This window comes from Psychrobacter sp. APC 3426 (assembly GCF_030408035.1).
GTDB lineage: Bacteria > Pseudomonadota > Gammaproteobacteria > Pseudomonadales > Moraxellaceae > Psychrobacter.
The window spans coordinates 414,801-440,247 of the sequence record NZ_JASDCF010000001.1 but is presented as its reverse complement, the minus strand read 5'-3'; the positions used below and the strand labels follow the sequence as shown (position 1 = coordinate 440,247).

The following is a 25,447-nucleotide window of genomic DNA, read 5'->3' as shown; positions in this document are numbered from 1 at the left end:
AAACTGCTGTTCACACATTGGTAGATATATGATAAAGAGAGTCAGTATGACAAAGTTGCGTGTCGCTCAGAGCATCAAGGATAGAGAAGCTACCCATAGCAATGAGGGCTTAAAGCGCTCAAATCGATTGAAAGCAGGAACGCTACGAGTGAGCGCTATAAGCCTAGCGACTGCTTTGAGTGCGCTTGGTTTATCACAAGTTGCTTGTGCAGAGCTGACTTGGGGTGACAATAATAGCTATGAGCAAGACACTAACTATCAACAAGACAGCAGTGTTAACTCATTTACGGCAGCGGCAATCGCTGCCGACCGCGGTGATGTCAGCGCACTTTATAACTATGAGCAGGTCATGAGTGGTGGTTTGTTTGCCATGTATCCGACTTACTGGCGCATGAATTTGGATTTAAATTCACAAAGCTCGGCTGCAGTATCACAGTTTGTACGCCAGTATCCCAATACAGTGATGGCCGAAAAATTAGTCGCTGATTTTGCTGAAACCAAAGCAGGCTCCAACGATTATGCCTCAGTACGCCAAGTGGCGAACTTGATTACCAATGCTGATGCGAGTGAGCGCTGCGCGATTGCGCTTGGATTCAACAATGGCGGTGATACCATGCGCGCAATGGCAGCAAAATCTGATGTTTGGTTGACCACCAAAAAGCAGCCAGCCTTATGTGATCAGCTCGCGATGGAGATGAATAATAACGCGCTGATTAGTAATCAAGACCGAGCTGCTCGTCTTAAACGTATGCTTCGTAAAGGTAAAACTGGCGATATTATGGCATTGTCATCGCGTTTAGGAACACCTATTGCTTATTCAGCATTGAGCGAGATTCAGCTGAATCCATCTGCCTTCTTTAGTCGTTTTAGTCGCGAGCCTGTTAGCCAGACCAATCAATATCTATATCTATATGCGATGGGACGTGTCGCTGATAAATCCTATCGTGAGGCGGCGTTGCAATTAGATTTTGACGTTAAGCAAGACAACCAGCGTGCGGTCAAACTATTGAACGACGACACTCGTCGCTATGCGTATCGTATTCTTGGTGTGCAACGTATGAATCATAATACGGATGATGGTTTTAATGCTGAGGCAGTGGATTGGTTCCGCAATAGTCTAGATGACGACTTTAACTTTGAAGAAGCCGAAGATTATGCCATGGCGGCGATTCGTTTTGGTCGTTGGGACGATGTGGTCGAAGCCATCTCAAAAATGGATGGCGAAACCCAAAAAGGTAGCCAGTGGCAGTATTGGTTGGCTCGTGCTTATGAGCAATCGAGTGATGCCAATAAACGCAACTTAGCCAAAAAAATGTATCAGAACATCGCCAAAAGTAATGACTACTATGGTCTGATGGCAAAAGATAAAATCGGACAGCGTTTTGATGCCAGCCGTTTAGGTGGCAACAACTTACCCAATGTCAGTGCCGCTGATCGCGCACGCGTCATGCAAAACCCACATTTTGCTCGTGCTTTTGCGCTATACAACGCTGATGCTAGCCGTGCCTATGCCAACCGTGAGTGGAATTGGGCAGTAAAGCAAGCTCGTGACAATCGTGATGATAATTTGATTATTGCTGCCGCTCGTCAAGCCTATGACATGGGCTGGCTCGATCGCGCGATTTATGCAGTTGATAATACCGATAGAGTAGACAGCTTGGCGTTATCGCATCCGATGCCGCACCAAGATGCTGTGGTGCGCTATAGTCAATCAGCAGGTATCGATCCCGCTTGGGCGTATGGCATTATGCGTCAAGAGAGCCGCTTTGTCACCTCGGCGCGCTCGAACGTAGGTGCCAGTGGACTGATGCAAGTCATGCCTGATACTGCAAAGTATATTGCTCGTAATTTGGGTGAAACCTATAGTGCCAGTCGCGCCAATAGTGGTGATACCAACATTCGTTATGGTACTTGGTATATGGGCGATATCTTGGGTAAGCTCAATTATCAGCCAGTATTGGCCACCGCAGGATATAACGCTGGCCCTAATAATGCCAAGCGCTGGCAGCCAGTATATGGCTCGATTGCTGCTGACCAATACGTTGAGTCAATCGCCTTTCCTGAGACGCGTAATTATGTGAAGCATGTCATGGAAAACGCGACTATCTATAGCAGCCTGCTAGGTCGTAGCCAGCCAATTAGTCAGCGTATGGGTACAGTACCTCCCGCATTCTAGTAGGATTATTCATCCATTAAAAAACCATTAATGAGCAATCGTTAATGGTTTTTGTCTATTGATGGTCTGCAATCCTTACGAATAATCTGACAACATTGCTGTGTTACTTCTGCAGTATCTCCCTTATGTTTACGTTTCTGCTATAGATTAATAAAAGCGTTTTGCTACCATTACATAAATTAGTGTGTCTAATTGGCACCCATATTTTTTGCGAGTTCTATTCTTAGTTTTATGAATATTGGTATATCACATTTATTGATATTTTGAACGCCTAATCTAAGTAATAGCCCATGTTTTGTCATTGCTAGATGCCTGCAGCCCCTATGATCAAAAAATATTTTAATCTGTCTCTATTATCTAAAACTAGGCATCAGTCATCTGCTAAGATGCAGATGCGCCTGCCATTGATGACTACTTCAAAAGTTGTTACGTCACAAGCTCTAACGTTGAGCTTTCTCTCAGCAAAACTGAGACCGAACAAAGCATCATTAAATCGACAAGCAACCATAAATACAGCTAAGAAGCTGGCTGCATTGGTGATGTTGCAAGGTGTGATACTGCTGCCTGTGCATGCTGCAAGCGCGGCCAAAACAGGACAGCGCGTGTTAATGATTGAGATGACTCCCGCACTATGCAGCATACAGCCGACACGTGCTCGTATGCGTCAATGCTTAGAAGGCTATTCGTTAACTGTATCAGGTTTGGATATGGGCTATGGTGAGCGCTGCGGTGTTGGTAGTGAGCCGCGTTTAACACCGTTACAGCTAAAAGTCGTCAACCGTGTCATGCCTGATACTACCGTGCGTAGCCAAGCGTGGCAGCGTTACGGAGCTTGTAGTCCGCTCAGTGATGGTAGCTACTTCCGTCAAATTACTAATTATGCCGGAGCGCTAAAGCTACCAAATGAGTTGAATACTGGTAATAGTTATACCGTTTCTAAATCGCGTTTTATCAGTCAGATGACCCGTCTGAATAGTGGTATGACTTCAAGCAGTATTGATTTGATTTGCCAAGCGGGTAGTCGTCGCCAATTAACATTGACTGATGTGCATGTCTGTTATGAAGGTAGCGAATTTGGTACTTGTCATAATGTCGTCGATAACTGTGGCAGCAAGTTTGTCATTTCAGGTGGTAAATAGTTTATTTATAGGCACTCAATTGCTTTAATTGTCTCAAGTTCTACTAGGGCGTGTCTTCAATTCATTTTACAATGAATGATAGTACACGCCAGATAGAGCACTGACCAATGCTGTTGCTCGTCACTTTTCATAGTCCTTTATCTCTTTACTCACCTACGTTTTACGCCATATTAAAACGCTCTCGTATAAAATGTAACAATATAATATTAATGGGCGTCTTGTAGCGTCTAGACGGTTTATAGCATGAAGTGCTACACTAACCCTCGGTTTATGGCTGCTATTAGGCAGCAAATCAGTCGATATCTAAAATGATAATCATCTATTACAATCATGAATTATCTAATCATCAATTAGGGAGTATTCAATGTCAATGAAACAGCCTTTACGTGTTGCCGTCACTGGTGCCGCTGGTAATATCAGCTACGCGATGCTATTTCGTATTGCATCTGGCGAGATGCTAGGTAAAGATCAGCCAGTTATTTTACAACTGCTTGAAATTACGCCAGCTCTTGACGCCCTAAAGGGTGTGGTCATGGAATTAGAAGATTGTGCATTCCCATTATTGGCCGGTATCGTCCAAACTGATGATGCTAACGTTGCATTCAAAGATATCGACTATGCATTACTTGTTGGCGCACGTCCGCGTGGCCCAGGTATGGAGCGTAAAGATTTGCTAGAAGCCAATGCTGCGATTTTCTCAGCACAAGGTAAAGCATTGAACGATGTTGCAAGCCGTGATGTAAAAGTATTGGTCGTGGGTAACCCTGCAAACACCAACGCGCTTATCGCTCAACGTAATGCGCCAGATCTTGATCCACGCAACTTTACTGCCATGACTCGCCTAGATCACAACCGTGCAATGGCACAGTTGGCTGACAAGACAGACAGCACTGTTAATGACATCAAAAACATGACTATCTGGGGCAATCACTCATCAACTCAGTATCCAGACTTAACAGCTTGTACGGTAAACGGTAAGCCTGCGCTAGATTTGGTTGATCGTGACTGGTACGAAAATACTTATATCCCAGAAGTACAACAGCGCGGTGCTGCGATTATTAAAGCTCGCGGTGCTTCATCTGCCGCTTCTGCTGCCAACGCTGCCATTGCACATATGCGCACGTGGGCACTAGGTACTGATGAGAACGACTGGGTATCTATGGGCGTTTACTCAAACGGCGAATACGGTATTGCTGAAGGCTTAATTTACTCATTCCCAGTGACTTGCGCAAACGGCGACTGGTCTATCGTAGATGGCGTTGATGTATCATCAGATTTCTCAAAAGAGAAAATGGCAGCCACTGAGCAAGAGCTTAGCGAAGAGCGTGATGCAGTTGCTCATCTGCTTCCATAAGCAGACATTCTGTTAATGCTGTTATAAACAGTAGTATAGAAGAAGCCCTCTTATATAGAGGGCTTCTTTGTCTCTAAATATCGTAGACGACTGGCTATTAACACAATTGATAACGTTAGATAAACGTTGGTTAACAGCTATTATTATAAAGCTTGCTACAATAAATATGTTCGTTGAAATAATAATCACAATTAAATCTGCACCATTTAAGGAGAAAGAGTATGTTGGGTGAGCCAGAATATAACATGAATGAATTATTTGCTCAGTTGGGTCTTGATAATTCTGATGAGGCTATCGATAGCTTTATCGAAAATAATCAATTGGCAAAAGAAGAAAAGTTAACAGAGTCTGATGTTTGGACTGACAGTCAGCGTATGTTTTTGCAAGAAGAATGGAAAAAAGATGCGGCATGGGTCGAGGTTATCGATGACTTAAATGTGCGCATGCATCCAGATGCTTAAACACAGATAAAACTTGATGAAAAGAAAAACCCACAGACGTGATTTACGCTGTGGGTTTTTTCTGCCTATAAATCAGACATGCTTTAAGTTAGGTGTACTTGACATTAGAAAATATTTCTAACCAATGTTCTGCTTATCTCGCCACACAACCAAGTCTTTAACATCATTATGAATGCCTTTTTTCAATGCCTCTAAGCTTTCATAATGGCGTTCACCATGCAGATAATGTAAAAAGCGCACCTGTAATGTCAAGCCGTATAAGTCGGCTTGCAATTTTGGAAAGTGAACCTCTAAACGCCATTCATGTCCTTTGTTTACAGAGGGTCTAGTGCCAATACTGGCTGTACCAAATAAACTGTCCGGACGTAAGCCTTCGATGCCTGATTTATTATTAATGGCAAATGCCGATAAACCATTAGGTATTACTTTTCCATCATTATCTAAACTGACCACATCGACTGCAAAGATACCGTGTAGGGCGGGCTTCAAGCGTTTTAATTCTATATTGGCAGTTGGGAAATCCATGGTGCGACCGATTTTATCACCACCGATGACCAATCCTGTCATCATATAATCGCGACCAAGTAGCGCGTTGGCAGCGTCGAGGTCACCAGCCAATAATAAGTCACGAACACGGGTAGAGCTGATGCGTGCGGCTTTACCACTATCATCTATGACGGTATGCAGATTGGTTACATCTAAGCCATAGTCACGCAAAAACTGGCTGTCACCGGTACGGTCATGACCGAATTTAAAGTCATCACCCAATACCAATGATTTTACGTTTAAGCGCAGAGCTAATATATCAGCAAATGCTTGCGCTGCTAACGAGCGAAAATCGCTATCAAAGCTTGCTACAATTAGCGTCTCAATGCCGTATTCTGCAAGCAAGGCTTGTTTTTCGGCTAGATTGGTCAGACGAGCGGGCGCAGTCGTTGGCGCAAAAAACTCACGTGGCTGTGGCTCAAATATCATCACGGCAGAGCCAAGATTTTGCGCGTTAGCAATATCACGAACTTGGGCTAGCATCGCTTGATGACCCAAATGCACACCGTCGAAGTTACCAATAGTCAGCACACAGGGTGCCAAATCTACTGGGCTGGTATTTGCAGGCAAGGTGCTTGGCGATGCAATCAGTTGCTCAAGAAAATAGGTGTTCATAAGTTTTCAGCTATGATAGATAAGAACAGATAAAAAATAAAAAACACACCTCTATTAAAGATTGATGTGTCTAAAACCAGTCATTATAAAGTAAAATAACCATACTAACATCCTATAGTCTGCTGATAATACAAGTATAGTCAATCCATTATAAAAGAATGACAGCAATAATCTCGCCTAAAGTCTCCCGTATAAATTTGCACTTGATAGCGCCTTGTGTCTGTCTCAATTTAAATCAGCCATATCAGGCTGTCATTCTCGCTGAAAACAGTGACTATGACCGCATGTTGACTATAACTGATGCCTAATTGCTTATCACTTATCACAAACTCTACCATTAGCTATGGAAATCCTATGACTAACGTTGCCTTGAATGCTATACCATCTGTTTCATCAATGCATAATCTGAACGCTCAGTTTATTGTGCAGCGTGCTAGTAAGGCAGACTTGTCAGAGATTTTAGCAATCTATAATCAGAGTATTCCAGGCAAACAGGCAACTGCCAATCTTGCTCCAGTAACTCTTGAGGAGCGTACAGAGTGGTTTGATGAGCATATACATAGTTCAACGCGCCCTATTTACGTGGTTAGAGCTGTTGTTAAATTGATGGATGAAGCTAACGAAAGCACAGCGCAAGCCGAGTCGCCAATTGTCGCGTGGGGCAGTTTCAGTGATTTATACGCACGACCGGCTTATCATATTAGCACTGAGATCAGTATCTACTTACATCAGGATTATCAAGGGAAAGGCTTGGGTAGCTTACTTGCGCGTTGGATGCTTACGCAAGCGCCAAGTCTAGGTATTCACAATATCGTCGCGCTTGTCTTTGCCCATAATAAACCAAGCTTAGGATTGTTCCGTAAGCTTGGCTTTGAGCAGTGGGGATATATGCCAAAAGTTTGCGATATGGATATGCAAGGTTTCATCGCAGATGTTGTGATGCTTGGTAAGGCAATGATGTTAGACAATGACGTAGATGAATAAGTTTAGACAATGGTAGTCACATAACGGAAGTCAAATGCTCTAACCTAAAATCTTCCATTGATTATCTATCTTCTGCAATTCATAGGTCAGTGGCGCAGGCTCACTTTGATTTTTTAGCATCAGCTCACCAGTGATAGTGGCACGAGTTTTATCATCATTGTATTTAGTATCAGTAATAGTGACGCCTTCGACCGTTTGCTGAAAAGCAGCCTGCGTATTGGCTAACTCTTCTTCGAAGTTTGCCATATCTACTTCATAATAAGAGGCAGATTTCTTCGCGTCGCCATAATACAAGCTGTTTAGCGCTTTCTTAACGGTATCTTCTGGTGTACCAGCCTTGGTTGGATTGGTAACTAGGCTGTTTTGCTCGGCAGAGGAGGTAACTGGATTGATATTATCACTATCGATAATGGTTTCTTCTTCAGCGCTATTCGCTATCTGCTCACTTTCAACATCATTATCAGCATCAGTTAATTCTGCGCCAGCTGTGTCATCCTCAGATGTTTCAACAACAGCTGCGGTGTCTTCAGGATTACTAGCAGTATCACTGGCAGCTGTCTCTGCATTATCGTTGTCGCTGCAACCACTTAAAAGCAATCCAGTGCTTAGCAAGCCTACAGTTAGTATGGTTGGCAAGCGTAACAATGTAGGTCGTGAAGCTTGTAATGCTGAATTTTTAGTTGTCATAATAGTCCTCAATAGCCATTTATTCATTAAAGAACAATTATGGCAACTATCAGCATCCTTCACTGTCAATTCTCATACTAAGCTTGTTTTGGTTTCGTAAGTTTGTACGCTACTTATTTTTTAACATTTTCAGCGCAGAATTCCTCTACTTCTAAAGTAGAGGGATGAATGCGTCAGACTTTTGGTATGGTACAATAGCTTCATGCCAAAACAAATCCTAAAAGCCTATAAAGTAAGATTATACCCTAATGAGGGTCAGCAAATATTCTTTGCCAAATCATTCGGCTGTACACGCTTTATCTGGAATAGGATGCTTAGTGACAAGATTGATCATTACAACGAGCATAAGACCGAGCTTAAAAACACCCCTGCTCACTATAAAAAAGAATTTGAATGGCTCAAAGACGTCGATAGCTTAGCACTGGCTAACGTCCAGCAAAACCTAAGAGCCGCTTATAGTAAATTCTTCAAAGGCTCAGGCTTCCCTAAGTTCAAGAAAAAAGGCCATCGTGACAGCTACACCACCAATAACCAAAAGGGCACAGTAGCGGTCACAAACAATACCGTTAAACTGCCTAAAATTGGTCATATCCCCGCTAAGTTCCCAAGTAAGGTAAGTGGCTTAATCAAGTCAGCGACAGTATCCAAGACCACATCAGGCAAATACTACGTCAGCCTATTGGTTGAAACTATCGTAGAGCCGTTGCTAAAAACCCACTCTAACATCGGCATTGATTTAGGACTGACAGACTTTATCGCCCTATCGGACGGTACAAAAGTTGCCAATCCTAAGTTTCTATCGAGGCTACAAGATAAGCTTGCACGTGAACAGAAAATACTGGCCAAGCGTAGAGCAGTGGCCAAAGCGAATCAACGCAAGCTGTCTGACAGCCGCAACTACCAAAAGCAAAAAATCAAAGTCGCCAAAGTCTACGAGCGTATCACGAATTGCCGAAAAGACTTTCTACACAAACTCTCATTCACTCTCATCAAAAACCACGATGTGATTGCCATTGAGGACTTAAACATCAAAGGCATGGTTAAGAATAGAAAGTTATCTAAAGCCATATCAGATAGCTCATGGTCAACCTTCACCACCATGCTGAACTACAAGGCTGAATGGTACGGCAAAACGCTTGTCAAAATAGACCGATGGTATCCATCGTCTAAGACCTGCTCAGGCTGTGGTCACTTACTCACTAAGGCTGAGCTACCATTACAGGTGAGATCATGGAATTGCCCCAGCTGCTTGCAATCCAACGATAGAGACATAAATGCCAGTATCAATATCCTAAACGAAGGATTGAAGTTGGCAACACTCAAAACCGTCGGTGCGACGGGGTTAGCTTAGTCCATTTGCCTAACCGCTGATACAAAACATCGTATCAAGTATGGGTATTACCTAAGAAACCGCCACCTCTTTAGGTGGTCGGTAGTTCATCACTTAGTTTTAACCATGTTTTAGCTGACGAGGACGGAAGCCTGTTGCTAACAACACCACGCCATAAACTACCGCACCAACCGCACACATAATGAGCAAAGCTGCTATACGTCGCCATTGAGCATCATCAGTTGGGAAGTAGGGCAGCATGACATAAAGCACGGCAACCATAGCGCTTGTAGAAATCACAAATTGAGCAAACAGTTTTTTCCAGTGACTGCCAAAACGGAATATCTCACGCTTATGTAAGAAATAATACAACAAGCCTGCGTTTACAAAGGCTGCTCCCGTCGTTGCTAATGCTAAGCCGCCATGCAACGGCATGTCAAAGAAGTAAAATATGCCGATAAATATGACACTAAATATCATATTGGCAAAAACGGAAACGATACCGATTTTTACCGGTGTTCTGGTATCTTGGCGGGCAAAAAATGCTGGTGCAAAGATTTTAATCAGCATAAAGCCTAAAATACCACCTGCCATACTGCGTAACGCTAGCGCACTCATCTGCGCATCACGTAAGGTGAATTCACCACGTAAGAACAGCGCCTGCATCAACGTATCTGCCAGTATAAACAGAGCTGCTGATGCTGGAACACCAACCAAAATGATTAGCCGCGCTGCCCAATCAATGGTCTTTTTAAAGCTAACATCATCTTTTTGCGCTTCACTTTTTGACAAGCTTGGCAGAATAACCGTACCAATAGCCACACCGATTAGTCCTAGTGGTAGCTCGCTCATACGTTCGGCAGCATATAACCAAGAGACTGAACCGCCTATCATGAGAGAGGCAAAGATAGTATTTAGTAGCAGGTTAATTTGAGTGACAGAGACGCCAAAGATAGCCGGCAGCATGAGTTTTAGGATACGTCTAACGCCTTCGTGCTTGAAATCAACTTTGGGTGCGACAAGCAGTTTTTGTTGCCATAACTGCGGCAGCTGTATCAGAAACTGTAACAAACCAGCGATAGCAACCGCATAACCGAGCGCCATAATCGGCGTATCAAACATTGGGGCGAAAATCAGCGCACCGCCAATCATACACAAGTTTAATAATACTGGTGCAAAGGCTGGCGCAGCAAAACGACCATAACTTTGCAGAATACCGCTGGCAAAAGCGGTCATAGAAATGAAGAGCAAGTAGGGGAAGGTCAGACGGAGCAGCTCAGCAGTAATTGCAAATTTATCGGGCTGATCGGCAAAGCCAGGCGCAAATAATGTCACCACCCAAGGCGCGATCAAAATAACAACCACTGTCAGCATGGATAAAACTAGCAACAACGCCCCTGAGGTACGACTGACCAAAATCTGTACCTGTTGCAGGCTGTATTTTTCTTTATATTCGGACAGTACAGGAACGAAAGCTTGGCTAAACGCGCCTTCTGCAAATAAACGCCGCAAAAAGTTTGGTATCTTAAAGGCGACCAAAAAGGCATCCATCAGGCCACCTGCGCCGAAGACACCTAATAATACAATATCGCGTACCAAACCCAAAATACGCGACAGCATGGTCATGCTACTGACCACCATGGTTGAACGAAATAACCGACTTTTTGCCATGAGAACCTATTCTGCTAATTTGTTTAGGGATGGTTGTTTGCTTATTTACTGTTGTCAAAAAACTGACGGATTATAGCATTTTCATGGCATATCTATAGCATAGATAAATGAATTGGATGTGGAATTGGATGCTGCTGTTATTATGAGTAATCGCTATCTTGCTAATTGTCATAAGTTAGTCGTTCAGCTTTCGCGCTACCAGCCCGCGCAACTTTGCCCATTCAAAATAATCACCGGGATCTGTCTTACGTCCCGGCGCGATATCACTGTGTCCGGTTAGGTGTCGGCGGGTTTTTGGATAGGCGGCGTATATAGCGGCGACTACTGCTGCAAGCGTGTCGTATTGAGCGGTGGTGAAGGACACAAAATCTGACCCTTCAAGCTCGATGCCAATGCTATAATCGTTACATTCAGGTCGGCCAAGGTAGCTTGACCTGCCCGCATGCCACGCGCGTTCATTGAAGTTTACAAATTGAGTAATAGTGCCATCACGTTCGATAAATAGGTGCGCTGATACTTCTGCGCCTTTAATGGTTTGAAAATAAGGATGGGCATCCCAGTCTAATTGATTGGTAAATAGCGCTTTTACATAATGTACGCCGTCAGTGCCACAGGCGCCAAACTCATTGGGTGGTAGGCTAATATTATGAATGACGATAGTATCAATAGTCGTATTGTCAGGTCGTTTATTATAATTCGGTGATGCAAGCCATGTTGCGTTGGATAATAGGCCATCTTTGATAGTCATTGACGATGGGGTAGCTGAACTGAGCATAATGTTCTCTTTATATAATGGTATTAACAAGTATGCAGCTAAAGCATGTATCTAATAAGTTTTCGTAAAATAATAACAAACATAACTTATATGCTTAAGAACCAAATAATTTAGTTCCAAGATAACTTTTGAGATATTTAAGTCAACAGCCTAGCAGAACTTGTTGATTAGACCTTAGCAGCGCTACCAGCGTATCAATAATAACGTGCGAGATTTTACCTCATGTTTATAAAGCCGTCTTCTATATCTGTAGATTGTACCTTAAGCGCAATTAGCCTGCGAGCTTGCAGTCATCGAGCACGTTTGCCACTTGTTATTGCTGGGCTACTACTCTCTGCAAATGCGCAGGCTTTTCTGCCAACACCAGCATCACTAATGACGACAGGCGAACTAGCTCTTTCACCGCAAACTGCCACGACAAAATCGACTGCCAAGACCGTTGTGCAGAACACGTCAGATAGAAATGTGAAAAGCAAACAGAATATCCAAGATGTACAAAACAACCAAGCTAATTTACTAGAGGCCGAACAATTACTAGCCAAGTGGCGCAAGCAAGTACAGTCAGACAACCTAGCCGAACATACAACTTGGCGACGGTTATTATATTTTTTAGATGATAAAAAGTCGCTCTTTGATAAAGGTGCGCCTAAAAGCTTAATCGATAGTCCAGAGTTTTTTCTCAGTGCGAATGGTCAACAGGATGCCAGTGCTGAGCTTGATGCAATGCTCGTGGCATTTGCCAATCAAATTGCAGCCTCTCAAACCACACAGTCTACCAATAACTCAAACTCAGCCATTTGTCGTTTTCCAGCACGCACGCATTGGCTTACTGAGACTTTGGGCATTGATAGTTCGAGCTTGCAAGCTGACTGCCCTGAGTTTAAAGAGTGGATGGCCATGCTGAACCCCAAGCAGCTGTCGATTATGTTTGCTGAGGAGTATTTGGACAATCCTATCTCCGCTTTTGCTCATACCTTGCTGCGTATTGACTCGCCAGCAAGCGCGGCAGATCCTAGCCAAATTCATCATGCTTACGCGCTCAATGATACCGTCGATGGTAATCCTGACGATGCTTTTGCCGTTTATGCTGTCAAGGCTACCAGTGGCGGCTATGATAATAGGATTGAAATTGATCCTTATCCAGAAAAGCTGGCCAAGTACCTCAAAGACGATGAGCGCGACGCTTGGACGTATCAGTTGGGTTTAACACCCGCAGAAGTACAGCAGATTATATTGCATGTATGGGAAACCAAGGATTTAGATATTCCTTATTATTTCACCACAGACAACTGTGCTTCTGAGATTTTACGGTTGATTGATGTCGTGCGCCCTGAGCAGGATTTGCTCAGTCAATTGCCCTATGTCGTCATTCCCTCTGATGTGATTCAACTGCTAAATAACGAAGGTATATTAGCAGATGCTCGTTCCACGCCATCTGACAGTACCGTACGTCAAGCCGAGCTGAATAAAGCTAAGGCAGCAGCGGCGCTTGGTTATCAGAAATTGTCTAAAGATGACGCTCGTGATATTAAATCAGCAGAGCACAATTTGGCATCAAGTATATCTGATGCTGACCCAAAAACGATTATAGATCACGGTATTGTCGCCTCGGATAATAACCCTATCGATAGGCATCCTTTGCAAGTGGCTCAAATTGGTATTGGTCAGCGCGGTGACAACAGCTATGTCGATGTTGGATTACGTCTAGGCTTTCATGACACCCTTGATCGGGCGTCAGGATTTTCACAGTTCTTTAATTTAGAAGCGCTCGCCACTACGCTGCGCTTTTATGATACTGATAGCAGTAAGGACAATGAACCTGACAGCGTGGTGTTAGAAAACTTCACTGTGCTGCGCGGACGCTCTTTTAATCCGGTCAATACTGCCAAGCAAGGCAAGACTTGGGGCGCAAGTGTTGAAGCGACGCGCGTGAATGATGGCTCGCAAGCAGAGGGTCGGGATCATTTAGTTGGGAGCGTTGGCTATGAAACTGGCTGGTCATGGGCGTTCGGTACACCTAGTGCTGGTACTGGTGAGATGCCGCCACAGCTATGCTACGCCTTGTTATCAGGGAAGGGGCAAGCGGGACGCGGGATTAATAAAGGTTTTCGCGTAGGCGCAGGCGTGAATGCTGGCTGTCGTTATCAGATTAACAATCAGTTACGCGCGCAGGCTGAATTGCAATTGCCATATTGGTATCATGGCAGCAGTGATGACTCTAACGTTCGCGGTCATTACTGGCAGCCGATTTCAAGCTTAGGTCTGCAATACGATATCGATAAAAAACAAGCACTACGCATCAATGCCAACTACGATTGGCAAGATCGCGTCGATGCCAATGACGATGTGCAATTGTCATATAGACGCTATTTTTAAGGATATAAAATGAGTACGCAAAATTTACTGATTATCGGACAAGGTGATATTGGTCTGCCAGTCACCAATAAACTTGCTGAGGACGGTTTATCGGTCACAGGTCTTGCCCGTAGTAAACGCGAACATTATGATTTGAATAGTAATGCAAAGTTTATGCAAGCTGATGCGTTGACACTTACCGCTGAGCAGCTGCAAGACTTTACTCATATTGCAATTATCGTCACTCCTGATGAGTATTCGACCAGCGGCTATCACGACAGTTACTTGGCGATTAATCAACACTTAGCAGAGTTTGCGGATAAGCTAACCAGCCTTGTGCGCGTGGTTTTTATTTCCTCAACGGGTGTTTATGGGCAGGATAGTGGCGAATGGATTGATGAAAATACTGCGCCTGTTACGCCTGAGCGTGAAGCTTCCAAAGTGATATTGCAAGCAGAACAAGCGTTGCAACAAGGTTTTGGTAATAGAGCCATTATCATTCGTCCGAGCGGAATTTACGGACGCGAGCGTCTCATGCGCCTACGTAAAGCCCGTGAGCCACAAAAAGAGCCAGTGGCAGCAGCGCACTGGAGTAATCGTATTATGGATCGTGATTTGGTCAATATTATCGCCAATGTACTGACTACAGGGGCGCCAAAGCCCCTTTATATCGCCACTGACTATGCGCCGGTCACGACTTTTGAGCTAGGCGTTTGGCTAAGTGAGCAGATAGGAGAGACGCCTCCTGCTATTGATGATAAAAAAACAGCGGTTACCGGGAAACGCTTACATAGCAACATTCCGTTAGCTTGGCTCAATTATCCTGATTGGCAAGCAGGTTATCGTGATATTTTGAGTTATCAAGAGTAAGATGACAGTTTGATTTAATTAGAATTGATTTTATGTTTTATAGTTTATGGAGATTTCATGACCCAGCCTTCTACTTCTGATGACCGTTTGTCTCATGCTAATCTGGCAGCAGAAGGCGATAAGCTGGCAGAAAACCATGTGCAAAAAAAGGCTGAGCAATCGTCTCTGCTAGCTGATTCACAGCAGCCTGCAATCGTGCACCCAAACTTTGATCCGAGCCAATCGCCACTTGATCCTGCACGGCCTTTAAGTGATATCCCAGAGCCTGCTCGACGCCTAAATGGTCAATTGCGACGGCTCTATGGGAATTCTGCGCGGTTTTATCAGCCTAATGAGGACAGTTTGTCGAAATGGGAGTTGGTTGCGTCAGAGGCATTGGCTGAGCATTTGTCATTATTAAATGCGGCAAAGCTTGTCGAATTTCCTGATAATTTTTATCAAAATCATAGCGAACAGCCATTATTATCGCCGCTAAGCGACATGACCCTATTAGATATGTCGGATATTCAGCAGGCGATTCGCGCTCATCCAAAACTGAATCGTTATGGTTTTGCGCTTGCTGATAGTCCGGTCAAAATCGATAAAAATGATGGTGGTTCTAATAACAATCATAGTGGCTCTAATAACGATTTTAATAAAGATAATACTAAAGCGTCTTCTGCCTCGTTACGTGCGTTGACCAAACGTTATAATCCTGATGAGTTACTCAACAGTCTTTATGCTGATGACTGGCAAGTGGTTTTACAGCCGCAGCAGTTTGAGACAGGCGAGGGCAGTTTGGCGACAGATATTATGGCTTGTAGTGTCGCTGTCCATGCTTTAAAGCAATGTAGTACGCGTAAAACTATCAATCATAGCTATAGCGCGGCACAAATCTGTCAGCATGTCCGTAGCTATTTGCTCAGCCAGATTGATCTTGAGCCAGCACAGCGTTATCAGTATCGTCAGATTCGGCTATTTGCAGGGCATATCATAGTTGCGGCTTATCATTTAGGCTGGGACATACAAGTGAGCCATGATGGTCAATGCTATTTTAATCTCTCATCGCGTAGTGGCCTGTTGACTCGTTATCCCAATATGCAGGATTACGACATCAATGGTTGGTCAAGCTGATCAATAATGCGTACAATAATGCAAATTTTTTGCCCTTTATTTTGCTGATAGGAATGCCATAATGCTCAATGCCTCAATGACTAATGCTCAACCTGCCCAAAACGTTTCTTTCTCATCGCATCGATTTATTCAATTGGCTTTAGACAATCAGGTTTTAAAGTTTGGTGAGTTTGTGCTTAAGTCTGGTCGTATCAGTCCGTATTTTTTTAATGCAGGCTTGCTAGCGACAGGTGAGATGTTATCGTTACTAGCGCGCGGTTATGCAGATGCTTTGGCTGAGAAAATGGCCGAACAGATGGCAGCTAGCAATAACGGTGCAGAGCAGCAAGAGCTGGTCATTTTTGGTGCGGCTTATAAAGGTATTCCATTTGTAGCGGCAACCGCCCAAGCGTTATGGCTACATCATGGCATCAATGCGAAATGGGGTTATAACCGTAAAGAAGCCAAAACTCATGGTGAAGGTGGTAACTTAGTGGGTGCTGATGTCAGTGGCAAAGCTGTCTGGGTACTTGACGACGTGATTACTGCTGGCACTGCGATGCGCGAAGTGGTGGAAATATTAGAGCAAGCGGGCGCAAGTGTGGCGGGTATTATTGTCGCTCTTGATCGCAAAGAAAAAGGACAAAGCGATCATTCTGCTATTCAAGAGCTCGCAGCGACGCTAAAAGTACCGGTGCGTGCACTCGTCGATATTGACGATTTAATCAGTTATTTGGCAGACGACCATGGTGCAAAAAACGGCCAACATAAAGACGCGACCCAACTTGCAAAAATGCAGCATTACCGTGAGCAGTACGGCGTATAGTTTGCCGTAAAAGTTTATTGTTAGAACTTTGCTAGCTTTCATATGTTTGTAAATAAGTGCCTGTAAATAAGTGCCTGTAATTTCCTATAACTGCCTATTCATAATATAACGTAAGTGAGCCTTATCATGAGCCAAGAAAATCAAAAAAAATCTTTAAAAATACTCGTCATCATGGATCCTATTGAGCAGGTTAACTATAAAAAAGACACCACTTTAGCAATGATGTGGGCAGCTCAAGATCGTGGTCACACGCTTGGTTATTGTCAGATTCATGATCTTTGGTTGGATCGTGGGCAGTTGATGGTCGATACGCAGCCAGTAACGGTAAAGCGTGACCCTGAAAATTTCTATACGTTAGGTGATAAGTCGACAGGTCCAGTCAGCGACTATAACGTGATTTTGATGCGTAAAGATCCTCCGTTTGACATGCGCTTTGTTTATGCAACCTACATGCTTGATTATGCCAAAGCGGCAGGCGTGCTAGTAGTGAATGACCCACAAGCAATTCGCGACTGTAATGAGAAATTATTTGCGACCTGGTTTAGCGATTATATGAGTCCAACGATTGTGACTAGCAAACAAGCGCATATTCGCAAATTTATCGCTGAGCAACAAGATGTCATCGTCAAGCCATTAGACGGCATGGGCGGTACTGGTATTTTTCGTCTGACTGCTGATAGCCCAAACATAGGGGTGACGCTGGAAATATTAACTGAGCTTGAGACCTTGCCAATTATGGCACAGCGTTATTTACCAGAGATTAAAGAGGGTGACAAGCGCGTGTTAATCGTCGATGGGGTAGTAGTCGATTACAGCTTGGCACGTATTCCAGTCAAGGGTGAGACCCGTGGTAATCTAGCTGCAGGTGGTAGCGGAGTGGCCATGCCGCTTACCGATATTGAACGCCAAGTGGCAGAAGTGGTTGCCCCAATTGTCAAAGAAAAAGGCCTTATGTTCGTTGGTTTAGATCTAATCGGTGGCCGTATTACCGAGATTAACGTCACCAGTCCAACTTGTGTACGCGAGATTGATGACCAATGTGGTACGGATATTGCGACAGACTTTATGATAGCGATAGAAAAAAAGCTGGCTATTTAATAGAAAATTGAGCCGGTAATAAAAGCGTGATGAATAGTGAAGTTAGCAGCACAAGTACATAAAAGTAGTTATTCTAAGCTAGGTTTGCGTACGTTAACCGTTATTGGTAGCTTGTCGATATTAGAAAATATCAATAAAGATAAGCACCATTCAAGCCACTCATAATACAAGGAAGTTATATGAACGCATTGGCAAAATCACTCATACTCACTGTCGGCTTAGTATTTGGCTTTAACGCCAGTGCAGCGGATCAGCTGAACAACACCAAATGGACGACCTACAATGATAATGGACAGCCCGATGCGGTATTAAGGTTCTCTGAGAGTAACGGTAAGCTTTCGGCAAAGATCGTTGAGATATTAGATCCACGTGCCAAAGGTCAAAAAGTCTGTGGTGAGTGTAAAGGCAAATTTAAGAATAAGCCTTTTATTGGTGCCACTGTACTTTGGGATCTGGAATCAGACTCTAAGGATGCCAATAAATATATCAATGGTTCAGGTATCGAGCCAGAAACAGGCAGAACGTTTTCTGGAAAAGCCGAGCTGACAGGTGATACGCTGAAACTTCGTGGCTATAAAGGTATCTCGTTACTGGGTAAAACTCGTATTTTAAAGCGCCGTTAAGCCTTGTTGTTCTGTCATTATCTATTAGCCAGTTATGCTACCAAGCCATGATTATTCATGGCTTGGGTTTTTGTTATTTACGTTGCATAAAGTGCTATATATCGGACAGAGATTTACTCTATACTATGCGAGATTTTATAGAGTGATTATGTCTTGAGAGTGGCAAGGCGACAAGATGGTAAACCCTTCATATTAATAAAGTAAAGATAGGCAGGCGTTCATGAAAGCACCGCATATATTGATGATGGCAGCTGGTACCGGCGGGCATGTTTTTCCAGCGCTGGCAGTTGCTGAGGAATTGACGCAACGCGGTGCTATTATTCACTGGCTAGGTACGCCAAATGGCATGGAAAATGGTTTGGTTGAGCCGACAGGTTATCTTTTTCATGCTATTAATATGCAAGGGCTTCGTGGCAAAGGTGTTGGTCGACTATTAAAGTTACCAATGACTCTGCTAGCTGCGACGATGGCAGCCGTAAAAGTGATTCGCAGTAATCAGATTGATGTGGTCGTTGGATTCGGCGGTTATGTGAGTGCACCTGGCGGTATCGCTGCGCGTATGACTAATACGCCGTTGATTATCCATGAGCAAAATGCCATCGCTGGCATGAGTAACCGCTACTTATCCAAGCTATCGACCAAAACGTTACAGGCGTTTGAGAATACCTTTGCTAATAGTCAGCAAGGTGCCAAGCTTGAGACAGTGGGCAATCCTGTGCGTAATGCCATCACTGGTGTTGCAGAGCCAACGGTACGCTACGATGTAAATGACAGTTCACCGCTTAAACTGTTGGTAGTCGGCGGTTCACTTGGCGCTCAGGTATTAAATGATACAGTACCAAAAGCGTTAGCATTACTAGATCAACCATTTGAAGTCCTACACCAGTGTGGACGCAACAATGAAGCAGCCACGCAAGCGGCTTATAGCGAGCAAAATCTAAACAACCATCAGTTTACTGTACAGCCTTTTATTGATGATATGGCTGCAGCTTACAACTGGGCAGATATCATCGTTTGCCGAGCTGGCGCGTTGACAGTTACTGAAATTCAAAATGTCGGTATCGCCGCGATTTTTGTACCGCTACCGCATGCGGTTGATGACCATCAGACTGCTAATGCTCGCACCTTAACGTCACACGATGCCGCAATTCTACTGCCACAGTCTGAGCTAACAGCGCAGCGCTTGCGTGATGAGCTTGCAGTGCTTGATCGCCGCGCTTGCCTAGAAATGGCAAAAAAAGGCCATGCCCTTGCCAATCGTAGCGCGACTAAACAGGTTGCTGATATTATTTGGCAGACGTTATAGCCTCTCCCATTGCAATCAGCAATTTTACGACTGACTATTTTTATATTCCCTTATTTTGTTTCATCATATTTTATTAGCCTTTAATAAAGAGAACTCCTTATGTCTACCTCTGCGAAAGCTCTACCTAAGCGTTTGATTGAGATACCAGAAATGCGCCGCATCCAGCACTTGCATTTTATTGGTATTGGCGGTTCAGGGATGTGCGGTATCGCTGAAGTTATGAATAATCAAGGCTATCAAGTCAGTGGCTCTGATATCGCTGATAGCGTGGTTACTCGACGTCTAGAGCAGATTGGGATTAATATATCAATTGGTCATGATTCTAAAAATATCGCCAATGCGGATGTCATCGTTGTATCATCAGCGATTGATCGTAGCAACCCTGAAGTAAAAGCTGCGTTAGAGGCGCGTCTGCCAGTGGTACGCCGCGCTGATATGCTTGGCGAGCTAATGCGCTACCGTCATGGAATTGCGGTTGCTGGCGCGCATGGCAAGACTACAACGACCAGTTTGCTGACTACTATGATGGCAGAAGGGCAACTCGATCCTACCTACGTCATCGGCGGTAAGCTCAACGCGTCTGGAAAAAATGCCGCGCTTGGTAGTAGTCGTTATTTGGTTGCTGAAGCGGATGAGTCGGATGCGTCGTTCTTATCATTGCACCCGATGGCAGCGATTGTCACCAATATCGACCAAGACCATATGGAAACCTATGAAAACAGCTTTGATAAATTAAAAGCGGCTTACATTCAGTTTTTACAAAACATGCCTTTTTATGGCTTGGCTGTGGTGTGTGGTGACGACCCTGAACTATATGCGATGATTGATGACATTGGCCGTCCCGTACTGACTTTTGGTCTGGAGCCTTTCAACGATGTACAGGCAGTTGACTTAGTGACAGAGGGTACCAAAACTCACTTTACCGTACTGCGCCGTGACCGTGAGCCACTTCGTTTGACATTGAATATTCCTGGTACTCATAATGTCTACAATGCCCTTGCTGCTATCACTATGGCGACCGATGAAGGCGTCGATGATGAAGCGATTAAGCGAGCACTGCAAAAATTTGAAGGGGTCGGTCGCCGCTTTGAGCAGCATGCATCTGTGAATATTGATGATGGTAATGTCCTGTTGATTGATGATTATGGTCATCATCCAAAAGAAGTTGATGCGACTATTAAGGCCGCGCGTCAAAGTTTCCCTGATCGTCGACTCGTGATGCTGTTTCAGCCGCATCGTTATAGCCGTACGCGTGACTGCTATGATGATTTTGTCGAAGTACTCTCAAGCGTGGATGAGCTGTTATTATTAGAGGTTTATCCAGCAGGTGAAGCTTTAATCATAGGGGCAGACACGAAGTCATTAGCGCGCAGTATTCGTTTGCGTGGTGAGGTTGAGCCAACGATTATTGACAAGGATAATCTAGCACCAGTCATGCAGCGTTTGCTAAAAGCGAATGACATGCTTATCACTCAAGGTGCTGGTAATGTGGGGCAAATAGCCATCGACTTGGCCGCAAACAATCTTTATATCTAATAAGCCAAAAGAATATTAGGAACCATCCTCATGACCAATGACAATCAAAACCTTAATAATCAAGGCAATGCAAACAGCCTTAATAACAGCACTGGTGCCACTGAGGATAACACTACCATTATCAATCCAGAGACAGCCTTAGCAGCAGCTGCAAAAGCAGAGAAAAAAGATATGGAAAATAATCAATCAAGCATAGATTCACCACTAGAAGTTGCGACGAGCAAAGTTAGAAATGCGAGTGAGTTTGGTAAAGTAGCGGTCGTCTACGGTGGCAGTAGCAATGAGCGCAGCGTGTCATTAGATAGTGGCGCAGCAGTCTTGCAAGCGCTACAAAACCAAGGCGTTGATGCGACTCATTTTGATCCTAAGCACCAAGACATTACTGAGCTCCGTGATTATGACCGGGTGTTTAACGTGTTGCATGGTCGCGGCGGGGAAGATGGCTTACTACAAGGTGTGTTGCAGTGGTTTGATATTCCGCAGACAGGTTCGGGGATTTTAGCGTCAGCGTTGGGCATGGATAAAGTTCGTACTAAGCAATTGTGGCAAGGTTGTGGATTATCGACCGCGCCATTCTCGTTACTAACGGCTGATACTGACTGGCAGCAAGTAGTCAATATGCTAGGACTGCCGCTGATTATTAAGCCCGTGCATGAAGGTTCAAGTATTGGCATGACAAAGGTTAATAACTTGGACGAGTTGCCTGCTGCCTATGCAACGGCGGTACAGTGCGGTGATGTAGTGATGGCTGAGCGTTGGATTACCGGTCGTGAATTTACGATTGTCATTATTGATGACGAAGCTTACCCGGTCATTCGCCTTGAACCTGCTGATATTACCAACTTTTATGATTTTGAAGCCAAGTATAATCGTAATGATACTAGCTACTATATCCCTTGTGGTCTGAGCGATGCCGATGAAAAGCATTTACAAGAGCTGAGCCTTGCCGCGTTCCGTGCCGTTGATGCAAAAGGGTGGGGACGTATCGATGCCATGCAGGATGAGGCGGGCAACTTTTGGTTACTTGAAATCAATACGGTACCAGGTATGACCAGTCATAGTTTAGTGCCTATGGCAGCTAAAGCAAGAGGTATGGATTTTGAGCGCTTATGCTGGCATATCTTGGCACAGACGTTATAGTGTAAAAGATTTTAGTTGCTCAAAGACAGTTAGATAACGGATTTATCAAGAAACTTGGTTGTAAAAAAGGCATTTATTGAAATAATCCAACTTTTTGGCTACTAAGTTTTTCAGATAAATGTCCAGTTACTTTCCACAAGCTATAACGATAGAAAGTCATAATTATTGGAATATGATCAGTTATGAGTATGGGTAAATGTGTCACTAGACCTGCTATACCATAGCGTCATGTAAACTTGTGTAAATTCGTTGTCACGACCTAGGGTTAGGCTATTGTTTGACCGCGAAATGCGTTAATATTGTAATTATTGAACCATTTTAGTGATATTTATGTTGTTTTATGAGTATATGTTATAAGTTATTCATAAAATGAGAAAAATGTTACGTTTTAGATGGAGATACAATGTTATAACGCTCGTTTTCAGCATAGATTTTGATAACATATCTGTTTAGCAGGCTCTTACAAAAATAAGCAGGTTTATTTCTAACAATAGGCACTATCGGCTTCACGTCAATAGCTTTTAGCAAATATAGGGACACAGGTTATTATGGCTCAAACTGTCAACGAGGTAACTGACTTGATGAGTGATAAAACCGGTCGCCCAAAATCTAATTTCCAAGTACCAACTTCAGTCAAGTATTTTTTTATGGTATTGGTGTTAGGCTTGCTTGTGCTTATATTGATAATGGGTGGCAAAGCGCTACGAGATGCACCGCCAGCGGCTATTCATGTTAGCAATCAAGGTTTGACAGTTACTCAATATCGCGCACTGCAACAAATCATGAATCAGCAAAAGGTAAGTAGCTTTTTTACCTCTGACTTGCAAGCGTTGCGAGACATAACGACTGGGCTAGCTTGGGTTGACCAAGTGAGCGTCTCTCGTGATTGGCAACGTGGTATTGTAGTGACTGCACTGCCTAAACAGGCAGTGGCCAACTTTGGCACAGAGCGTTTGGTTGATGCAAAGGGAGCTGTTTTTGTCCCTGCTGATAGTAGAGACTTGACGCAAGCGCACTTTGCGACATTGCAAGGTGAGATAGCTCAAGCGCCTGTCATCATGCAGCAGATGCAGCAAGTCAATGATTGGTATGCGCCACTCGGTATACAAGTTGAGGATATTATTTTGTCACCCAGAATGACATGGTTGATTCGTTTCGACAATGGGCTGCGTGTCATTGTCGATAACGAGAATACGGCACAAAAACTGCTTAACCTAAGTCAGTTGCTTGGTAATCAATTAAGTAATCGACGAGATGAAATACAGTCTGTGGACTTGCGTTATAAAAATGGTTTTACCATCTCTTGGAATATGGCGCACTCACAAGCTGAAGAGTTAAAATAGTTGTAAGCATAAGCAATACTTGATTAGTAATGACTCTCAATCTTTCACTTTAGATGATTATTTACAATAAAGAATACGATAAAGAATACGATAAAGAATAAATGCATAATACGATAGCGTAATAATAGCGCTTTTTTTAATGATTTAATGGGGGCGTCATTTGGCCTCCTGTTTAGCGATAATTTGTCTGGTACCATGAAAAATACTGAAAATCTGGTTGTTGTCCATTTAAGTGCCACGGCAGTATATGTCGTCATAGGCAATGTTGTCTCTGCAAAAGACATCCGTATATTGGGCGTTGGGCAAGTTAAAAACAGCGATTTTTATCAAGGTCAAATTAAGCATCGTGAACGTTTGCAAGGTGCTATTAAGCAAGCCATTCAAGAAGCAGAAGATACCGCTAACTGCCGTGTGCACAGCGTATGGTTGACACTTGCCACTCCAGAGCTACTCAGTAGAAACAGTGCAGGGGAAGTGCGAGTCGAGGATGACGTCGTACGCGCCAAAGATATGGTGCAAGCCTTATCCAATGCTAAGTCACGTGATTTGTCATCAGACTATTACTTAATGCACTGTTGCCAGCAAGGCATTTACGTCGATGATCAGGACTTTATGGTTGACGATGCAATCGAGATGATGGCGCACAACATCACTGTCATGTATCACATGATGATGATGCCGGTTTCTAGTCGCCAAAATATTCAAAAACTATTGCAAAGCTGTGATGTTGGTATCGATCATATTGTATTTGATGCTGTGACCAGTGCTGAATATAGTCTGATGAGTGATGAGCGCCAGCAGGGCGTTTGCTTGGTAGATATTGGTGCTAGCACCACAAGTATCTGTGTTTACAAAGAAAATAAACTGATATTTACGCATTGCATTGCCACTGGCAGCCATGAAGTCACCATGGATATCTCAGCGGATTTTGGCATTTCCATGATAGAGGCTGAAAAGCTTAAAAAGACTCATGGTACTGTAGATGTCAATAGCGTTGATCCCAGCTCATTCTTTATCTTTAAGCCGCAAGGCACAAACGATGAGATTAATATTGGCACATACAACTTAGCACGCATCATCGAAGCACGCTATATTCAGATATTTACAGAAGTTGCTCGTCAACTGCATGAAGCTGATTTAGTAGGTTATATTGATAAAGGTATCGTGCTGACAGGTGGCGGCACTGTTATCAAAGGAATGATACCTTTTGCTAAAAAATTACTTAAAATGCCAGTGGTATTGACCAATACGCACCCTGCAATCAGTGCTTATAATCATTTTGATAATGATGAGTCGTTTAAACAGCTAAACATTCAAGTCAATGACCGAGCTTACCAAACCGCATTTGGTACACTGTTATATAGTCAAAGCGAACAATTTCGCCGCAGTGAAAAAAGTGAACCTGAAGCGATTCAAAAAAGTCGCGTAACGGGCGTTTTTCAGAGTGCTGGGCAACGCTTTGCTAGTGTGTTAAAAAAGATACTATAACGCTTCAACTTAGGTTAGTAAGACATACTGGC

General features: G+C 43.7%; 21 protein-coding genes. 17 read left to right on the top strand and 4 right to left on the bottom strand.

From position 1 onward, the window contains the following. Positions 1-46: 46 nt before the first annotated feature. The 4 genes from QL919_RS01940 (at position 47) to QL919_RS01925 (ending at position 5,130) form a co-directional block, all read left to right on the top strand. A complete protein-coding gene (locus QL919_RS01940) occupies positions 47-2,176 on the top strand; it encodes a lytic transglycosylase domain-containing protein (RefSeq protein WP_290187902.1) in 2,130 nt (709 codons plus the stop codon). 407 nt (positions 2,177-2,583) lie between these two features. Next, a complete protein-coding gene (locus QL919_RS01935) occupies positions 2,584-3,315 on the top strand; it encodes a hypothetical protein (RefSeq protein WP_290187901.1) in 732 nt (243 codons plus the stop codon). 364 nt (positions 3,316-3,679) lie between these two features. Next, positions 3,680-4,669, top strand: a complete 990-nt coding sequence (locus QL919_RS01930) for a malate dehydrogenase (RefSeq protein WP_290187900.1) — start codon at positions 3,680-3,682, stop codon at positions 4,667-4,669. Between the two features lie 221 nt (positions 4,670-4,890). Next, a complete protein-coding gene (locus QL919_RS01925) occupies positions 4,891-5,130 on the top strand; it encodes a DUF2789 domain-containing protein (protein ID WP_290187899.1) in 240 nt (79 codons plus the stop codon). A gap of 117 nt (positions 5,131-5,247) precedes the next feature. Here the strand turns inward: QL919_RS01925 and ribF are convergent, their stop codons facing one another. Beyond that, a complete protein-coding gene (gene ribF, locus QL919_RS01920; protein ID WP_290187898.1) occupies positions 5,248-6,291 on the bottom strand; it encodes a riboflavin biosynthesis protein RibF in 1,044 nt (347 codons plus the stop codon). 354 nt (positions 6,292-6,645) lie between these two features. Between ribF and QL919_RS01915 the strand changes: the two genes are divergently transcribed. Beyond that, positions 6,646-7,275, top strand: coding sequence for a GNAT family N-acetyltransferase (locus QL919_RS01915; protein ID WP_290187897.1), 630 nt, complete (start codon positions 6,646-6,648; stop codon positions 7,273-7,275). Between the two features lie 39 nt (positions 7,276-7,314). Here the strand turns inward: QL919_RS01915 and QL919_RS01910 are convergent, their stop codons facing one another. Further along, positions 7,315-7,962: a hypothetical protein gene (locus QL919_RS01910; protein WP_290187896.1), complete on the bottom strand. Its 648-nt coding sequence runs from the start codon at positions 7,960-7,962 to the stop codon at positions 7,315-7,317. Positions 7,963-8,164: 202 nt separating this feature from the next. Between QL919_RS01910 and tnpB the strand changes: the two genes are divergently transcribed. After that, positions 8,165-9,313: an IS200/IS605 family element RNA-guided endonuclease TnpB gene (gene tnpB / locus QL919_RS01905; RefSeq protein WP_290187895.1), complete on the top strand. Its 1,149-nt coding sequence runs from the start codon at positions 8,165-8,167 to the stop codon at positions 9,311-9,313. Positions 9,314-9,412: 99 nt separating this feature from the next. On the opposite strand, the gene murJ is transcribed toward tnpB, so the two are convergent. Continuing rightward, positions 9,413-10,963: a murein biosynthesis integral membrane protein MurJ gene (gene murJ, locus QL919_RS01900; protein WP_290187894.1), complete on the bottom strand. Its 1,551-nt coding sequence runs from the start codon at positions 10,961-10,963 to the stop codon at positions 9,413-9,415. A gap of 175 nt (positions 10,964-11,138) precedes the next feature. Next, positions 11,139-11,738: a 1,6-anhydro-N-acetylmuramyl-L-alanine amidase AmpD gene (gene ampD, locus QL919_RS01895; protein WP_290187893.1), complete on the bottom strand. Its 600-nt coding sequence runs from the start codon at positions 11,736-11,738 to the stop codon at positions 11,139-11,141. Positions 11,739-11,960: 222 nt separating this feature from the next. Here ampD and QL919_RS01890 point away from each other — a divergent pair, with 222 nt between their 5' ends. From QL919_RS01890 to ftsA, 11 genes are all read left to right on the top strand, one after another. Continuing rightward, a complete protein-coding gene (locus QL919_RS01890; RefSeq protein WP_290187892.1) occupies positions 11,961-14,114 on the top strand; it encodes a DUF4105 domain-containing protein in 2,154 nt (717 codons plus the stop codon). Positions 14,115-14,123: 9 nt separating this feature from the next. Then, on the top strand, positions 14,124-14,963 hold the full coding sequence (locus QL919_RS01885; RefSeq protein WP_290187891.1) for an SDR family oxidoreductase: 840 nt from the start codon (positions 14,124-14,126) through the stop codon (positions 14,961-14,963). A 57-nt stretch (positions 14,964-15,020) separates the two neighbouring features. Continuing rightward, a complete protein-coding gene (locus QL919_RS01880) occupies positions 15,021-16,076 on the top strand; it encodes a hypothetical protein (protein WP_290187890.1) in 1,056 nt (351 codons plus the stop codon). A 76-nt stretch (positions 16,077-16,152) separates the two neighbouring features. Continuing rightward, entirely contained in the window at positions 16,153-16,881 is a 729-nt protein-coding gene (gene pyrE / locus QL919_RS01875; protein ID WP_290187977.1) for an orotate phosphoribosyltransferase, read from the top strand. 126 nt (positions 16,882-17,007) lie between these two features. Beyond that, positions 17,008-17,979, top strand: coding sequence for a glutathione synthase (gene gshB, locus QL919_RS01870; RefSeq protein ID WP_290187889.1), 972 nt, complete (start codon positions 17,008-17,010; stop codon positions 17,977-17,979). A gap of 179 nt (positions 17,980-18,158) precedes the next feature. Continuing rightward, positions 18,159-18,602 (top strand): DUF2147 domain-containing protein, encoded by a 444-nt coding sequence (locus QL919_RS01865; protein WP_290187888.1) that lies wholly within the window; start codon positions 18,159-18,161, stop codon positions 18,600-18,602. 220 nt (positions 18,603-18,822) lie between these two features. Continuing rightward, positions 18,823-19,908 carry an undecaprenyldiphospho-muramoylpentapeptide beta-N-acetylglucosaminyltransferase gene (murG, locus tag QL919_RS01860; protein ID WP_290187887.1) on the top strand — a complete coding sequence of 362 codons (1,086 nt, stop codon included), beginning with the start codon at positions 18,823-18,825 and terminating at the stop codon, positions 19,906-19,908. 99 nt (positions 19,909-20,007) lie between these two features. Next, on the top strand, positions 20,008-21,444 hold the full coding sequence (murC, locus tag QL919_RS01855; protein ID WP_290187886.1) for a UDP-N-acetylmuramate--L-alanine ligase: 1,437 nt from the start codon (positions 20,008-20,010) through the stop codon (positions 21,442-21,444). 171 nt (positions 21,445-21,615) lie between these two features. Then, positions 21,616-22,584 (top strand): D-alanine--D-alanine ligase, encoded by a 969-nt coding sequence (locus QL919_RS01850; RefSeq protein ID WP_290187976.1) that lies wholly within the window; start codon positions 21,616-21,618, stop codon positions 22,582-22,584. Between the two features lie 548 nt (positions 22,585-23,132). Then, complete coding sequence (locus QL919_RS01845; protein WP_290187885.1) at positions 23,133-23,927, top strand: cell division protein FtsQ/DivIB; 795 nt, start codon at positions 23,133-23,135, stop codon at positions 23,925-23,927. Positions 23,928-24,122: 195 nt separating this feature from the next. Next, a complete protein-coding gene (ftsA, locus tag QL919_RS01840) occupies positions 24,123-25,415 on the top strand; it encodes a cell division protein FtsA (RefSeq protein WP_290187884.1) in 1,293 nt (430 codons plus the stop codon). Positions 25,416-25,447: the final 32 nt, after the last annotated feature.

Coding starts and splice junctions, on each gene's coding strand:
- QL919_RS01940 (WP_290187902.1), top strand. CDS start 47: ATGACAAAGTTGCGTGTCGCTCAGAGCATCAAGGATAGAGAAGCTACC.
- QL919_RS01935 (WP_290187901.1), top strand. CDS start 2,584: ATGACTACTTCAAAAGTTGTTACGTCACAAGCTCTAACGTTGAGCTTT.
- QL919_RS01930 (WP_290187900.1), top strand. CDS start 3,680: ATGTCAATGAAACAGCCTTTACGTGTTGCCGTCACTGGTGCCGCTGGT.
- QL919_RS01925 (WP_290187899.1), top strand. CDS start 4,891: ATGTTGGGTGAGCCAGAATATAACATGAATGAATTATTTGCTCAGTTG.
- ribF (WP_290187898.1), bottom strand. CDS start 6,291: ATGAACACCTATTTTCTTGAGCAACTGATTGCATCGCCAAGCACCTTG.
- QL919_RS01915 (WP_290187897.1), top strand. CDS start 6,646: ATGACTAACGTTGCCTTGAATGCTATACCATCTGTTTCATCAATGCAT.
- QL919_RS01910 (WP_290187896.1), bottom strand. CDS start 7,962: ATGACAACTAAAAATTCAGCATTACAAGCTTCACGACCTACATTGTTA.
- tnpB (WP_290187895.1), top strand. CDS start 8,165: ATGCCAAAACAAATCCTAAAAGCCTATAAAGTAAGATTATACCCTAAT.
- murJ (WP_290187894.1), bottom strand. CDS start 10,963: ATGGCAAAAAGTCGGTTATTTCGTTCAACCATGGTGGTCAGTAGCATG.
- ampD (WP_290187893.1), bottom strand. CDS start 11,738: ATGCTCAGTTCAGCTACCCCATCGTCAATGACTATCAAAGATGGCCTA.
- QL919_RS01890 (WP_290187892.1), top strand. CDS start 11,961: ATGTTTATAAAGCCGTCTTCTATATCTGTAGATTGTACCTTAAGCGCA.
- QL919_RS01885 (WP_290187891.1), top strand. CDS start 14,124: ATGAGTACGCAAAATTTACTGATTATCGGACAAGGTGATATTGGTCTG.
- QL919_RS01880 (WP_290187890.1), top strand. CDS start 15,021: ATGACCCAGCCTTCTACTTCTGATGACCGTTTGTCTCATGCTAATCTG.
- pyrE (WP_290187977.1), top strand. CDS start 16,153: ATGACTAATGCTCAACCTGCCCAAAACGTTTCTTTCTCATCGCATCGA.
- gshB (WP_290187889.1), top strand. CDS start 17,008: ATGAGCCAAGAAAATCAAAAAAAATCTTTAAAAATACTCGTCATCATG.
- QL919_RS01865 (WP_290187888.1), top strand. CDS start 18,159: ATGAACGCATTGGCAAAATCACTCATACTCACTGTCGGCTTAGTATTT.
- murG (WP_290187887.1), top strand. CDS start 18,823: ATGAAAGCACCGCATATATTGATGATGGCAGCTGGTACCGGCGGGCAT.
- murC (WP_290187886.1), top strand. CDS start 20,008: ATGTCTACCTCTGCGAAAGCTCTACCTAAGCGTTTGATTGAGATACCA.
- QL919_RS01850 (WP_290187976.1), top strand. CDS start 21,616: ATGGAAAATAATCAATCAAGCATAGATTCACCACTAGAAGTTGCGACG.
- QL919_RS01845 (WP_290187885.1), top strand. CDS start 23,133: ATGGCTCAAACTGTCAACGAGGTAACTGACTTGATGAGTGATAAAACC.
- ftsA (WP_290187884.1), top strand. CDS start 24,123: ATGAAAAATACTGAAAATCTGGTTGTTGTCCATTTAAGTGCCACGGCA.